Origin of the sequence: Brevibacillus borstelensis (assembly GCF_036700025.1) — a bacterium.
Taxonomy (GTDB): Bacteria; Bacillota; Bacilli; order Brevibacillales; family Brevibacillaceae; genus Brevibacillus; species Brevibacillus borstelensis.
Genome location: NZ_CP144922.1, coordinates 5,512,925 through 5,526,011, shown reverse-complemented (window position 1 = coordinate 5,526,011; position 13,087 = coordinate 5,512,925). Strand labels below are relative to the sequence as shown.

Sequence of the window (13,087 nt, the reverse complement as noted above, 5' to 3'; positions counted from 1 at the left end):
GGTCTGATTATAGTTTTATGAAAAACGTCTCGACGTTTTTCACTACCCTAAAGAGGGAGGCAAGAACCATGAAAGTGAGACCGTCGGTTAAACCGATTTGCGAAAAATGCAAGGTTATCCGTCGCAAAGGTAACGTAATGGTTATTTGTGAAAACCCAAAGCATAAGCAAAAACAAGGATAAGTAAACAAGGAGGTGCTTTTGACACATGGCACGTATTGCAGGCGTTGACTTGCCTCGCGAAAAACGCGTGGAAATCGCTCTTACCTACATTTTCGGTATCGGCCGTCCCACGTCCCAAAAAATCCTGTCCGCTACCGGTGTTAACGCGGATACTCGCGTTCGTGATCTGACAGAAGAAGAAGTGGCAAAACTGCGTGAGTTCATCGATAAGAACATCAAGGTGGAAGGCGATCTTCGTCGTGAGATCTCTCTGAACATCAAGCGCCTGATGGAAATCGGTTGCTTCCGCGGAATCCGTCATCGTCGTGGCCTGCCTGTTCGCGGCCAACGTTCGAAAACAAATGCACGTACGCGCAAAGGTCCTCGCCGTACTGTAGCAAACAAGAAGAAGTAAAGGAGGGTAATGGGACATGGCGAAAAGAAAACAAGCGACGGCTACTCGTACCCGTCGTCGTGACCGTAAAAACGTTGAAGTCGGCGTAGCACATATCCGTTCTACGTTTAACAACACGATCGTGACTATCACTGATCCGCACGGCAACGCGATCTCTTGGTCCAGTGCCGGTGCCCTCGGCTTCAGAGGCTCCCGCAAGAGCACACCGTTTGCTGCGCAAATGGCTGCAGAATCTGCTGCCCGCGTAGCAATGGAACACGGCATGCGCTCTCTGGAAGTGCTGGTAAAAGGTCCGGGTGCAGGTCGTGAAGCAGCGATCCGTTCCCTGCAAGCAGCAGGTCTGGAAGTTAACATGATTAAAGACGTGACGCCGATTCCGCACAACGGTTGCCGTCCACCAAAACGTCGCCGCGTGTAACGGGTTTATAACGTTCAGAACATGTCCATACTAGAATGGTAAATTCTGATTTTAGCTTGTCATGCACGCAAACGGTAAACCGCCGGGGAAATTCATGAGTGGGCGGAACGCTTGCCCACCCAAGAATTTCGACGTTTTGAAGGAGGGTTTGTTTAATGATAGAAATAGAAAAACCGAAAATCGAGGTTGTGGAAGTAAGCGACGACAACTCGTACGGGAAGTTCGTTGTAGAACCTCTTGAGCGCGGATACGGCACCACTCTTGGCAACTCATTGAGACGGATTCTCCTCTCGTCCTTGCCAGGCGCGGCGGTACGCACCGTTCAGATTGACGGGGTCCTTCACGAGTTCTCTACGATTGAAGGCGTCGTGGAAGATGTAACAGAGATTATTCTCAACATCAAAGGCCTGGCACTTAAGATCCATTCCGATGAAGAAAAAGTCATCGAGATTGACGCTGAGGGCGAAGGCGTAGTCAAGGCGGGAGATATCCGCGCAGACAGTGATGTGGAGATCTTGAACCCTGATCTTCATATTGCAACGTTGGCAAACGGCGGTCGTCTGCACATTCGTATGACAGCTGGACGTGGACGTGGATACGTACAAGCAGATGGAAACAAGTCGGAGGATCTGCCGATTGGCGTGATTCCGATTGATTCGATCTATACGCCCATCAAGCGTGTCAACTATCAAGTGGAGAATACCCGCGTTGGTCAAATGACCAACTATGACAAGTTGACTCTTGAAGTGTGGACGAACGGCAGTATTAGTCCGGAAGAAGCCGTTAGTCTAGGCGCAAAAATCATGACCGAGCACCTCAACCTGTTCGTTGGCTTGACTGACGAGGCGAAGGATGCCGAGATCATGGTAGAGAAGGAAGAGGACAAGAAAGAGAAAGTGCTCGAGATGACAATCGAAGAGCTCGATCTCTCTGTCCGTTCCTACAACTGCTTGAAGCGTGCCGGTATCAACACCGTGCAAGAGCTGACGCAGAAGACCGAAGAGGACATGATGAAAGTGCGCAACCTCGGTCGCAAATCCTTGGAAGAGGTGCAAGAGAAGCTGGCAGAACTCGGCCTCTCTCTTCGCAGCGACGACTAGGGCACCTGCAGCATGTCTGGCAAGAGGCACCCAGTGGGCACTGCAGATCTCGCTCGACCTAAGCAGCAAATCGACGTAGTGCTCGCGAGTAAGAAGCACCCGAGGGCACTGCAGATCTCGCTCGACCTAAGCAGCAAATCGACGTAGTGCTCGCGAGTAAGAAGGAGGTAAGAACATGGCATACCGTAAATTGGGTCGTCGCAGCTCTGCTCGCAAAGCGCTGTTCCGTGATCTGGTAACTGACCTGATCATCAACGAGCGCATCGAGACGACTGAGATGAAAGCGAAAGAACTGCGTTCCATCGCTGATCAAATGATCACGCTGGCAAAACGCGGTGACCTGCATGCACGCCGTCAGGTAGCTGCTTTCGTTCGTAAAGAAGTAGCTACAGAAGAAGGCCGCGATGCGGTTCAAAAGCTGTTTGATGACATCGCTCCTCGTTACAAAGAGCGCAATGGTGGATACACTCGTGTCCTGAAGACAGGTCCTCGTCGTGGGGATGCTGCTCCGATGGCTTACATCGAATTGGTGTAATATATCTGATCAAATCCGGGTTGTGTAAAAAGGCTATCTTTTTAGACAACCTGAAAAAGGGTGGGGGCAGACTCTGGTCTTGGGACTGGACTCTGATTCGTGCCCTTTTTCTTTATTTGTTTGTAAATCCCCTGTTTTAGCTGGGAGGATGTGGACACCTGATGACGGAGGAACGCCTACTGGCATTGCAAGAAGTCTCATTTGCCTACGAAGGCGAAGGAGGCCAAAAAGAAACGGTGCTGAATCGCATCAACCTTGATATTCACAAAGGGGCCTTTGTATCCGTTCTCGGGCATAACGGTTCAGGGAAGTCGACGCTGGCCAAGCTGATGAACGCACTATTGCTGCCGAAAGAGGGAACTGTTCTCGTTACCGGTATTGATACGCGTGACGGCGAGCTGATTTGGGAGGTTCGCCGGCATGTCGGCATGGTTTTTCAAAATCCGGACAACCAAATCGTTGGAGCAACGGTTGAGGACGATGTGGCGTTCGGTTTGGAAAACATGGGAACAGACCCTGCCGAGATGCGTACACGCATTCGGGAGTCGCTGCAAGCGGTCGGCATGGAAGCGCATCTGTATGACCAGCCGCATCGCTTGTCCGGGGGGCAAAAGCAGCGTGTCGCGATAGCCGGCATCATGGCGATGCGGCCCTCTGTTCTTATTCTGGATGAAGCGACAGCGATGCTTGACCCAATGGGGAGACGAGAGGTGTTGAATCTGGCCCGCCGTCTCAATCGGGAAGAGGGAATAACGGTTGTGAACATCACTCATTTTCCGGAGGAAGCAGTCTTCTCCGATCGGGTTATCGTCATGCGGGCCGGTCAGGTGGAATGGGATGGTACTGCAGCCGAGGTATTTGCTGATCCGGACCGGTTGCAGGCGTTGGGGCTCGATGTCCCGTTTGCCGTTCGTGTTCGTCATGCATTGGCCGCGGAAGGTGTATCCCTGCCGTTCATCCTGCACCAAGAGGAGCTGGTGGAGCACTTATGCAAATTACTTTTGAAGAGGTAAGTCATGTGTACGGGGTGGGCACACCATTTGAACGCCTCGCGCTGCAGGATGTTTCCATAAACATTCCATCCGGCTCTTTTGTGGGGATCATCGGACAGACTGGCTCGGGAAAATCCACGTTGATTCAGCATGTCAACGGTTTGCTTCAGCCGACGAAAGGAACAATCAGGCTGGGCGACGTTACGGTGACACCGACTCGAAAGCTGCCGCACGAAAGCAGACGCAACATAGGACTTGTTTTTCAGTACCCCGAGCATCAGTTGTTTGAGGAGACTGTCGCCAAAGACGTGGCTTTCGGGCCGCTGAACTTTGACATGCCTCCAGAGATGGCAGAGCTGCGGGTACGTGAAGCTTTGGAGATTGTCGGACTGGATTACCAGGAGATGAAGGATCGTTCCCCGTTTCTCTTGAGCGGCGGTCAAATGCGGCGTGTAGCTATAGCCGGTGTCCTGGCGATGCAGCCCAAAGTGTTGATATTGGACGAGCCGACAGCAGGACTCGACCCGGCGGGGAGAAAAGCGATTTTGGAGGCCATTTATCGCATTCACCGCGAGCAGTCGCTGACGACCTTGCTGGTGACGCACAGTATGGAGGAAGCCGCTCGTTATGCCGATCGGCTGATCGTCATGGCAGGAGGCAAGGTAATGCTGGAGGGAAAGCCTGATGAGGTATTTGCGCAGGCGGATACTCTTCGCGAGCTCGCTTTGGATGTGCCGGAAACGGTCTCCCTGATTTCACAGTTGAACAGGAAGCTGCCGGAAGAACAGCGCCTTCCATCTTCGGTTTACCGGGAAGAAGAACTGATCAGTCATCTGCTGGCACGGATTTCGGACCGAGGGGAGCGGTGACAGATGCTGCAAAATATTGCGATCGGGCAATACGTTCCGGGAACCTCATTTCTCCATCGGGCTGATCCGCGGAGCAAGATGCTGTTTATCATTCTGTTTGCCATCCTGGTCTTTCTGGCCAACAACGTGATCACCTACGCGATCTTGATTGCCTTTACGGTCATGACTGTAATGCTCTCACGCTTGTCGCTTGCCTATATTTTGAAAAGTTTGCGGCCTGTTTGGATCCTGGTCTTGTTTACCGTCATTCTTCACGTGTTGATTACCAAAGGCGGAGAGGTCTACTTTCAGTGGGGCTGGTTTTCCATTGAGGAGAAGGGCGTCACCCAAGCGATCTTTATCTCGCTTCGGGTCAGCCTGTTGGTGCTGGTAAGTTCGTTGTTGACGCTGACGACCTCGCCGATCGATCTGACGGAAGGGCTGGAGCGCTTGCTTGGCCCGTTTGGACGAATAGGCGTGCCGGTTCACGAAATTGCACTTATGATGTCTATTGCACTGAGGTTTATTCCCACGCTTATGGAAGAGACGGACAAGATCATCAAGGCGCAGACAGCACGCGGCGCAAATTTCACCAGCGGCAATTTGATCCGGCGTGCACAAAATTTGATACCGATCGTGATTCCTTTGTTTATCAGCGCTTTCAGGCGTGCCGAGGAGCTGGCTTTGGCCATGGAGGCGCGGGGGTATCGCGGCGGTGTTGGACGAACGAGACTGCGGACGTTGACGATGAGCTGGCGAGACGGCTCGATCGCCCTCGCTGCATGCGTCTTGCTGCTCGTGATCGGATGGTGGCGTACATGAGGCGGTTAAAGTGTGTGGTCGCTTATGACGGTACAGATTTCAGCGGCTTTCAGGTACAGCCGGATCAGGTCACGATCCAGGGGGAAATCGAGGCTGCCCTGCACCGGCTTACGGGGGAGACGATCCAGATTTCCGGTTCCGGCCGGACAGATGCTGGCGTCCATGCCCGCGGCCAAGTTTTTCACTTTGATACAAAAAGCGGCATTCCGCTGGACAAATGGCGGTTTGTTCTGAACAATCAGCTTCCGGATTCCATAGTGATACGATCCGTCGAAGAAGTATCATCGGAGTTCCATGCCCGCTTTGATGTCAAGGTCAAGGAGTACCGTTACTGCATCGACAACGGTGCTGTCCCGGATGTATTTCGCCACCGCTATGCCGATCATATCCGCTCTCCCCTGGATGTGGAAGCGATGCGCCAGGCTGCCCGGCATCTTGTCGGCAGGCACGACTTTACTTCCTTCTGCTCAGCCAAGACCGTTGTGGAAGACAAGGTGCGAACGGTGTACGATGTGAGGGTCGAGTCTGAAGGACAGGTGATCTGGGTGATTTGCAGGGGGAACGGCTTTCTGTACAACATGGTGCGCATTATCGTCGGAACCTTGGTAGAGGTAGGCCAAGGAAAGCGCCATCCAGATGAGCTGCGGACCATTTTGCTCGGGCGGAATCGCGAGCTTGCGGGGAAAACAGCCCCGGCCAAGGGTCTTACCATGTGGGAGGTTTCCTACGAGGAATAATGGTCTTTTTTGCGGATGATGATCCCGCAAAAAAACAGCCGTGCCAATGTTTAACATGCATGAGGGCACTTGACTCAAGAACTTCTATGTAGTACGATATTCCTTGGTATTTTCATACCCGCCTAGCCCCACTCTAGCCCCGGGATTGAAAAACAAGTTCGTTTTTTTTTTGAAACACCTGGAGAAGTTGCTCTCCGTTACAAGACAGCTTTTCCAAACTGATTTTCCATGATTGTAAATGGATGTGTAAGATATTTAGGAGGGACAAACATGCGTACCACATATATGGCGAAACCGCTCGAAGTCGAGCGTAAATGGTACATCGTTGACGCAGAAGGTCAAACGCTTGGCCGTCTGGCTAGCGAAGTTGCTTCCATTCTGCGCGGCAAATTGAAACCGGAATTCACTCCGCACGTTGATGCTGGTGATTTCGTAATCGTAATCAACGCTGACAAAGTCAAGCTTTCCGGCAACAAGCTGCAAGACAAGAAATACTACTCCCACTCCCTCTATCCGGGTGGTCTGAAAGTAACCTCTGCAGGTGAAATGTTGAAAAACAAGCCAGCCCGCATGTTTGAAATCGCTGTTAAGGGCATGCTGCCTAAAAACAGCCTGGGACGTCAAATGTTCTCCAAGCTGAAAGTGTACGCTGGTACTGACCATCCACACGCAGCTCAAAAACCAGAAGTATGGCAAATCCGCGGTTAAGGTAAAGGGAGGAAAGACACGTGGCACAAGTACAATACTACGGCACAGGTCGTCGTAAGCACTCCGTCGCACGCGTTCGCCTGGTTCCAGGTGAAGGTCGCATCGTGATCAACAAGCGTGATATGGACACTTATTTTGGTCTGGAAACACTGAAACTGATCGTAAAACAACCACTCGTACTGACTGAAACACTGGGTCGTTACGACGTATTGGTTAACGTAAAAGGTGGCGGTACCACTGGTCAAGCTGGTGCGATCCGTCATGGCGTATCCCGCGCTCTCCTGAAGGCAGATCCGGAACTGCGTGGCGCTCTGAAACGCGCTGGCTTCCTGACTCGCGACCCTCGTATGAAAGAGCGTAAAAAATACGGTCTCAAAGCTGCTCGTCGCGCTCCTCAATTCTCCAAGCGCTAAGAGCCTGCTATATCAAGGATTATTGCCCTTGGCCTTCATTGGTCAGGGGCTTTAATTTTTTCTCCAGAACATCGTGATCATATTTTGACCATATTTGTGTGGTCATTTCTCTATGAATTTTTCAAATCGAGTTGCGGTTTCCTCTTTGACTGTTCTGGTCACATGGGTGTAAATGTTCATCGTCATCTTTATATCAGAGTGTCCTAAACGTTCCTGCACCTTCTTGATTCTGGCCAGCTTCAAATAAGAGAGAAGCGTGCATATGGCGTAAACCGTGAGCAGTGATAGGGTGTAGATCATGGGATTTGAAAATCTCACTTAATTTATCGTTTGGGTAAGCAAGGCACAGGGGAGATCCATCTTCGCGGGTAAACAACAGATCGTTTACTTTTGCATGGATATGTACCAATGACCGCCCAAATTGCCCTGTACGGATTTTTTTTAGTAAGCCTAATGTTTGTCAACTGCAAATGAAAATTTCTCATTATCTGCACTCGAATTTTCCCCATTATAAGCAGTTCATTTGTTTGAATATTGCCCCCCGAAGGGGGCAGGTAACGGGAAAACTCCATTTATTCGGTTTTATCTTCAATTGACTCTGTCCGAAAGAAACCAGCTTTTTTCTTTTCTTTGATACGAAAACTTTCCCCCTTAATGTTGATGGTATGGGAATGATGCAATAATCGATCAAGGATAGCGGTAGCAAGTACCGCATCGCCAAATATCTCTCCCCACGAACCATAGGACTTGTTCGAAGTGAGAATGATCGAACCAGATTCATAACGTTCGATACAATTTGAAAGAAAAAATGAGCTGCCGTTTCATCCATCTTGCGGTAGCCGATTTCATCAATAATAAGCACATTCGGCTTAATAAATGCCCGCATTTTTTGCTTAATACTGTTGTTTTGATGGGCAATCTGAAGGGTCTGAACCAAGTCATGAGCGGTTGTAAAGTAAACTGTCAAACCTTGTTTAATGGCCTCCAGAGCCAAAGCGACAGATAAGTGATTCTTACCAACGCCTGGGGGACCTAGCAAAATGAGATTCTCCTGTTGTTGTACAAACCGAAGGGTTGCCAATTCACGAATTCGTCTTTCATCAATGGAAGGTTGGAAAGAGAAATCAAATTCGTCTAGTGTTTTTTTGAACGGAAGCCGTGCTAATCGAGTTCTTGTATGCAAAAATCGTTCGTATTTAGCCGCTAATTCCTCCTGCAGAAGCTTGTCCAAAAACTCCAAATACGATATGTTGTGTTTGGATGCTTCTTCGGCGTGATCGTGGAGGATCTCGGGGATGCGTATCCATCCAAAATGACGGGACGCTTCCAACAGGCGTTCTTGCAAGATCATTGCAGCGTCACCTCTTCTTCCGCCAGTTCTTCATACGCCGTAAGAGAGCGTTCCAACACTTCGGGTGTTGAATTCGCCATATAACGAGGTGTAGGTTGGGGAACCGGTTTGCTCGTAGATGTGCGAATTCCTTCGAAGTGTTTTTTTATGCTTACGGTCTGATGACGCCCCCACTGTTTGGAGTGTTCAGCGATTAGATGGCCATTGCAATAAAATCGCAAGACTCCATTTTTCTCATCTTGAATTTCTACTACTCGACCGATGTGCTCCCATGGAACAGAGTAACGATTGGCTTCAAAAGAAACATAAGCATCACTCATCACCTTCCGGTAATGCCGGTCCACAACAGCAAAAGGCACGTGGTTCAAAGGTTGGAGGTCTTCTACTTTCCATCGTTCATTCGGCATTTGATGGGTGGTTCCGTGAAGGCGACAATTTGCAACGGTGTCCAGCCAATAGCGTACTTGTTGATTGAGATCTTGTAGCCCGGTAAAAGTGCCGATGCGAGGCCAAAAGTTCTTTCTGAGATAACCCACCCCATTCTCCACTTTTCCCTTCGTTCGAGCCCGATAGGGCTTGCAGCTCAGCAGCTTGCACCCATAGTGGCTGGCAAAGCGGGCGAAACGCTCGTTCCAGATCACCCTACCATTGTCATCTCGACCAGAAACAACTGTTTTCATGTTGTCGTACAAACAACTTTGAGGGACACCCCCAAAGTACTGCCAAGCCCGAAGATGACATCCGATGAGAGTTTCCAGCTTTTCGTCCTCGGTAAATTCTACATACATCATGCGTGAATAACCCAGCACCATGACGAAAGCGTAAAGACGCTTTTGTTTTCCGTTGACATTTGCTCGAAAATGTCCCCAGTCTACTTGCGCTTGTTGTCCAGGTTTCGTTTCGTATCGTACGGTTACTTTTGAACGAAAGTGGGGACGCAGCGGCTTCATGAAGTCTCGTAAGATGGTGTCCTTTCCGGTATAGCCACGGGCTTTTATTTCTTCGAAGATGATGCGGGCATTTTGACAGCCCTCCGCCATACGAGTACAGATGAAATCCTTAAAAGGATCCAACTTGCTGGGACGTGGTTTGCGAGTAGGAAAGCTCTCTGGCGTATCTTTCAGGAGCCATTTTCGAACCGTTTTTCGATCCCGTCCCATCTCTTCAGCAATTTGGGTAATACTCATACCTTTCAGACGCATTTCTTTGATCACAAAAAACTCCCCATTTTTCACCATATTTACTCTCCTCCCGGAGAGTATGTCGGCTTTTTCTGGGGAATTTTAAACCGCTGATATTGGGGATTTTACAACCGATTTTGACAATATAGGGTTTATACGGATCGAGAATGCTTGTTTTCGTAACGGATCGTTGGTATTTTAAAGGTTCATTCTTATCCAACCACTTACGAATTGTTTTTCGATCCCTCCCTAATGAATCAGCAATTTGTGTGATACTCATTCCTTTTCCTCTCATGTCCTTAATCGAGTAAAACTCCCCATTCTTTAGCATATTTCTCTCCTCCAGGGAGAGGTTTTCTGCCAAAAGTGGGGAATTTTCAAGTGCCGTTATTGAGGATTTTAACAGTGCCGTTCACATGTTTTTGTCGTCTACACTAATAAAACGCCTAGAAGCGGCCGTTTTGGAGGTCAGAGGGATATGTTGACCATTTTCATAAAACAAAGTTTTGTTTAAGCAAATGGTTTTCGTTTTAAAGTCAATGTCTTTCCAGCGCAGCGCTAAAATCTCCCCCTTACGCCCGCCGGTATAAATTAGGAGATGGAAAGGGGAACTGAGGTTTTCAAGGCCATGTTTCCGGATCAGATCCGCGACAAGGCTACCTATGTCACATCCATTTTCGTAGGCGTTTTATTGGCTTTCGCTTTCAACCTAACCGGGCCAGGTGGTTACATAGCGACAACAGCAGCAGGCCTTTTGGCGTTTCGGGGAGCCAACTATCTGAACGGTTTTTTGAAGAAGCTGGGGATTATCAAAACTCTAAAATAAAACAATAATGATGTATGGTGTATCGACTTTGATTACCCTATAAAGATAAAGCGGGTGTGAAGGGGATGGCATAGGATATAATAAGGGATGAGAGTGTAAAATCGCCCGAGCGCATTCCAGAGCGGTTTTGTATTTGTCTCCAAAAGAAAAAAGACCTGGCCGCACTCAGGCATGCCCAATTCCTCTACATACTATATTAAGTATATAACTCATTTGCTAAATTTCTCACTCATTCTGATTTGAAACTGGACAAGATATTCGTCCAGGCGCTGGCTTAACACTACAACTTCACTGTCGGAAATACCCTTTTCTTGGACCAGTTTCACTAATTTTTCCCGCATTTCCTCGATGGTTTCCGACAAGTCTTCTTTATTTCGATTATCGTCTGTCAGGCCCGAAGATGGATCGCCTTTTCTTTTTCCCGTATCTACTATGATCAACTCCCTATTTCTGTAATATAAGAGCATATATTACCATATAATATTCTGCCAAAAACAAGTAGTTGGGAAATATTGCATAGGAGATCATCAGGATACTATACCAATAAGGGGTATTGCGCAAAAAATATGGACTTCATTGCAATGAAGCCCCATAAACAAAGTTATAAAAATTTTTTGTGCGGGAGATAAAAAAATGGACGATCTAATCATCGAACCTGGGAAGGGCTGTTTATTGCACAATAGAAATGCCTAATATTGCAGCGTAAAAATGCTCAAAACAAATACAAAAAAGGCACTTGTCAGCATCAATAATTCCTCCTACCGTTAGGTTTGGGACAACTTAGCGAAGGAGAATGGAAAGGATGCTGAAAATGCCTCAACAACACTATATCAGGTTTTTACGCGAAGTAGAAGGATGCTCGGTAAACGAGATTGCAGGACGCGTAGGTGTTCACTGGCGGACTGCCAAAAAATATGCCGATAAAACCGATTGGAATGCCTCGATGACAAAACGAAAGGGCAGAAGTCCTGTCATGGGTCCATTTATGGAGATCGTCGATACCTGGTTAGAGGAGGACCGTTTGGTCCCCCGTAAGCAGCGACACACAGGTGTGCGCATTTTCCAACGTTTGCGCGATGAGCATCAGTTTACAGGTGGACAACGTACAGTATTGGCCTATGTGCAGAGACGAAAAAGTGAAATGGAACTGGACCGTGCCAAAACGTACGAACGGCTTGAACATCCACCGGGTGAGGCACAAGTGGACTTTACAACCATTGAGGTATGCCGAGATCATCGATTGGTCACATACAAACTGCTGGTAATGTCTTTTCCGTACAGCAATGCCGCTTTCGTCTATCCGACACCAGCGGAGAATCAGGAATGCTTTTTGGAGGCGATGAAGCTGTGCTTTGAACAAATGGGAGGTGTTCCTCAGCGAATCTGGTTTGACAATCTCTCCGCTGCCGTCGTTCATATCGAGAAGCAGGGCGAACGGCAATTAACGGATGGCTTCCAGCGATTCTGCGCTCACTACCGGTTTGAAGCTGTCTTTTGCAACCCATACAGTGGTCATGAGAAGGGGCACGTGGAGAACAAATGCGGGTACTCCAAGCGCAATTGGGCAGTGCCGATTCCCATCTATGAAAGCCATGAACAGTTAGTTGCCTACTTCGCCGAGCAAGCTAGCCGTGATCGTGGTCGTCAGCATTATGCCCTAAATCGTTGCATCGCAGATCTATGGGAGGATGATCGCCGTAAATTGCTTACCTTGCCGGAGCATGGATTTGAGGCTTTTCGCTTGGGTGCTGCAGTGGTGAATAAGTATGGAGAGATTCGGAAGGATGAATTGACGGTTCCGTTGCTGGGGATGGCAACGCCAGGCAGTGAGGTACTGATCCAAACGTTTTGGGATCGCCTTGTCATTCTAAACGGCCAACACCAGCTAATTCGGGAAGTACCCAGACCTTATACGGGACGAAATGTAGACATTCCGTGGTCACAAGTATGCGCTGGATGGCTGAAAAAACCACGTAGTGTAACGCACTCGCAGTTTCTCCGTATGCTACCGGAGATCTTGCAAGGGTATGTAACCGTGAAGGATCTAACAGAGCGAAAAGATCGTCTTCAGGCAATGTCGCACTGGTGTGATATTTACACCATCGAACAGATTCAAGAGGTAATTGCTCTACTAGGCCAAGACACACCGATTACGCGCATCACGGCCGTGCTAGGCGTAAAATATGGCAGTCGTGACCTCCCTGTCACGTGGGAGGAGACGTTGTCCCCTCCGGGAACTCGCGTAGAAGGTTCTCTCCAACGCTATGATCAACTTGTGGGGGTGAGCTGAGATGCCGACGGCATTGGGAGATTTGTGCCGACAACTCCGATTGGCGCATGTCGTGGACTACGTATCCGTTCAACAGAATGAGCAGATTCGTAGCATTGTGGAGCAAATCCTTGTTGCGGAACTGGACGGCCGCCGCCGTGCCAAGTTAGGTAAGCTTGTTCAGCAGGCGGGGTTCCCGCATATTAAGACTTTCGAGGGGTATGTGTATGACCATATCTCTTTCCCTAGTGGCAGTAGTCCGGAGCTGCTCCAGGAATTGGATTGGCTCGAACTGTGAATGCTAATCTAAT

General features: G+C 49.0%; 16 protein-coding genes and 1 pseudogene. 14 read left to right on the top strand and 3 right to left on the bottom strand.

All coding sequences use genetic code 11. The annotated features are described in order from the left end of the window. The first annotated feature begins 68 nt into the window (after positions 1-68). From rpmJ to rpsI, 11 genes are all read left to right on the top strand, one after another. The gene (rpmJ, locus tag V5G20_RS26595; RefSeq protein WP_003333770.1) at positions 69-182 is read left to right on the top strand and encodes a 50S ribosomal protein L36; all 114 of its coding nucleotides are present in this window, start codon (positions 69-71) and stop codon (positions 180-182) included. Positions 183-207: 25 nt separating this feature from the next. After that, entirely contained in the window at positions 208-576 is a 369-nt protein-coding gene (gene rpsM / locus V5G20_RS26590; protein ID WP_003391935.1) for a 30S ribosomal protein S13, read from the top strand. A gap of 16 nt (positions 577-592) precedes the next feature. Continuing rightward, positions 593-994, top strand: a complete 402-nt coding sequence (rpsK, locus tag V5G20_RS26585) for a 30S ribosomal protein S11 (protein ID WP_003391933.1) — start codon at positions 593-595, stop codon at positions 992-994. Positions 995-1,149: 155 nt separating this feature from the next. Continuing rightward, positions 1,150-2,094: a DNA-directed RNA polymerase subunit alpha gene (locus tag V5G20_RS26580; RefSeq protein ID WP_003391931.1), complete on the top strand. Its 945-nt coding sequence runs from the start codon at positions 1,150-1,152 to the stop codon at positions 2,092-2,094. 175 nt (positions 2,095-2,269) lie between these two features. Then, positions 2,270-2,629: a 50S ribosomal protein L17 gene (gene rplQ, locus V5G20_RS26575; RefSeq protein ID WP_003391928.1), complete on the top strand. Its 360-nt coding sequence runs from the start codon at positions 2,270-2,272 to the stop codon at positions 2,627-2,629. A gap of 161 nt (positions 2,630-2,790) precedes the next feature. Next, positions 2,791-3,642: an energy-coupling factor transporter ATPase gene (locus tag V5G20_RS26570; RefSeq protein WP_003391923.1), complete on the top strand. Its 852-nt coding sequence runs from the start codon at positions 2,791-2,793 to the stop codon at positions 3,640-3,642. Then, positions 3,618-4,490 carry an energy-coupling factor transporter ATPase gene (locus tag V5G20_RS26565; protein WP_024984054.1) on the top strand — a complete coding sequence of 291 codons (873 nt, stop codon included), beginning with the start codon at positions 3,618-3,620 and terminating at the stop codon, positions 4,488-4,490. The genes V5G20_RS26570 and V5G20_RS26565 overlap by 25 nt, the downstream gene beginning before the upstream one ends. Positions 4,491-4,493: 3 nt before the next feature. Next, a complete protein-coding gene (locus V5G20_RS26560) occupies positions 4,494-5,291 on the top strand; it encodes an energy-coupling factor transporter transmembrane component T family protein (RefSeq protein WP_003391919.1) in 798 nt (265 codons plus the stop codon). Then, complete coding sequence (gene truA / locus V5G20_RS26555) at positions 5,288-6,028, top strand: tRNA pseudouridine(38-40) synthase TruA (protein ID WP_031932700.1); 741 nt, start codon at positions 5,288-5,290, stop codon at positions 6,026-6,028. Before V5G20_RS26560 ends, truA begins: the two co-directional genes overlap by 4 nt. 270 nt (positions 6,029-6,298) lie before the next feature. After that, positions 6,299-6,736, top strand: a complete 438-nt coding sequence (gene rplM / locus V5G20_RS26550) for a 50S ribosomal protein L13 (RefSeq protein ID WP_003391915.1) — start codon at positions 6,299-6,301, stop codon at positions 6,734-6,736. A 20-nt stretch (positions 6,737-6,756) separates the two neighbouring features. Continuing rightward, entirely contained in the window at positions 6,757-7,149 is a 393-nt protein-coding gene (gene rpsI / locus V5G20_RS26545; protein ID WP_003391912.1) for a 30S ribosomal protein S9, read from the top strand. 572 nt (positions 7,150-7,721) lie between these two features. Here the strand turns inward: rpsI and istB are convergent. Together istB and istA (V5G20_RS26530) are read right to left on the bottom strand one after the other, a co-directional pair. Continuing rightward, a pseudogene (istB, locus tag V5G20_RS26535) lies at positions 7,722-8,500 on the bottom strand (IS21-like element helper ATPase IstB). Next, a complete protein-coding gene (istA, locus tag V5G20_RS26530; protein ID WP_024985197.1) occupies positions 8,497-9,738 on the bottom strand; it encodes an IS21 family transposase in 1,242 nt (413 codons plus the stop codon). The pseudogene istB and the gene istA (V5G20_RS26530) overlap by 4 nt, the downstream one beginning before the upstream one ends. 571 nt (positions 9,739-10,309) lie before the next feature. Here istA (V5G20_RS26530) and V5G20_RS26525 point away from each other — a divergent pair. Next, on the top strand, positions 10,310-10,507 hold the full coding sequence (locus V5G20_RS26525) for a hypothetical protein (protein ID WP_024984050.1): 198 nt from the start codon (positions 10,310-10,312) through the stop codon (positions 10,505-10,507). A gap of 209 nt (positions 10,508-10,716) precedes the next feature. On the opposite strand, the gene V5G20_RS26520 is transcribed toward V5G20_RS26525, so the two are convergent. After that, a complete protein-coding gene (locus tag V5G20_RS26520; protein WP_231504312.1) occupies positions 10,717-10,947 on the bottom strand; it encodes an aspartyl-phosphate phosphatase Spo0E family protein in 231 nt (76 codons plus the stop codon). 362 nt (positions 10,948-11,309) lie between these two features. Here V5G20_RS26520 and istA (V5G20_RS26515) point away from each other — a divergent pair, with 362 nt between their 5' ends. Together istA (V5G20_RS26515) and V5G20_RS26510 are read left to right on the top strand one after the other, a co-directional pair. Then, positions 11,310-12,797, top strand: coding sequence for an IS21 family transposase (istA, locus tag V5G20_RS26515; protein ID WP_227278712.1), 1,488 nt, complete (start codon positions 11,310-11,312; stop codon positions 12,795-12,797). A gap of 1 nt (position 12,798) precedes the next feature. Next, complete coding sequence (locus tag V5G20_RS26510; protein WP_338462854.1) at positions 12,799-13,074, top strand: hypothetical protein; 276 nt, start codon at positions 12,799-12,801, stop codon at positions 13,072-13,074. Positions 13,075-13,087: the final 13 nt, after the last annotated feature.

What these genes read in the sequence shown, in the direction of transcription:
- rpmJ (WP_003333770.1), top strand. Translation starts at nt 69, where the DNA reads ATGAAAGTGAGACCGTCGGTTAAACCGATTTGCGAAAAATGCAAGGTT.
- rpsM (WP_003391935.1), top strand. Translation starts at nt 208, where the DNA reads ATGGCACGTATTGCAGGCGTTGACTTGCCTCGCGAAAAACGCGTGGAA.
- rpsK (WP_003391933.1), top strand. Translation starts at nt 593, where the DNA reads ATGGCGAAAAGAAAACAAGCGACGGCTACTCGTACCCGTCGTCGTGAC.
- V5G20_RS26580 (WP_003391931.1), top strand. Translation starts at nt 1,150, where the DNA reads ATGATAGAAATAGAAAAACCGAAAATCGAGGTTGTGGAAGTAAGCGAC.
- rplQ (WP_003391928.1), top strand. Translation starts at nt 2,270, where the DNA reads ATGGCATACCGTAAATTGGGTCGTCGCAGCTCTGCTCGCAAAGCGCTG.
- V5G20_RS26570 (WP_003391923.1), top strand. Translation starts at nt 2,791, where the DNA reads ATGACGGAGGAACGCCTACTGGCATTGCAAGAAGTCTCATTTGCCTAC.
- V5G20_RS26565 (WP_024984054.1), top strand. Translation starts at nt 3,618, where the DNA reads ATGCAAATTACTTTTGAAGAGGTAAGTCATGTGTACGGGGTGGGCACA.
- V5G20_RS26560 (WP_003391919.1), top strand. Translation starts at nt 4,494, where the DNA reads ATGCTGCAAAATATTGCGATCGGGCAATACGTTCCGGGAACCTCATTT.
- truA (WP_031932700.1), top strand. Translation starts at nt 5,288, where the DNA reads ATGAGGCGGTTAAAGTGTGTGGTCGCTTATGACGGTACAGATTTCAGC.
- rplM (WP_003391915.1), top strand. Translation starts at nt 6,299, where the DNA reads ATGCGTACCACATATATGGCGAAACCGCTCGAAGTCGAGCGTAAATGG.
- istA (WP_024985197.1), bottom strand. Translation starts at nt 9,738, where the DNA reads ATGGTGAAAAATGGGGAGTTTTTTGTGATCAAAGAAATGCGTCTGAAA.
- V5G20_RS26525 (WP_024984050.1), top strand. Translation starts at nt 10,310, where the DNA reads ATGTTTCCGGATCAGATCCGCGACAAGGCTACCTATGTCACATCCATT.
- istA (WP_227278712.1), top strand. Translation starts at nt 11,310, where the DNA reads ATGCTGAAAATGCCTCAACAACACTATATCAGGTTTTTACGCGAAGTA.
- V5G20_RS26510 (WP_338462854.1), top strand. Translation starts at nt 12,799, where the DNA reads ATGCCGACGGCATTGGGAGATTTGTGCCGACAACTCCGATTGGCGCAT.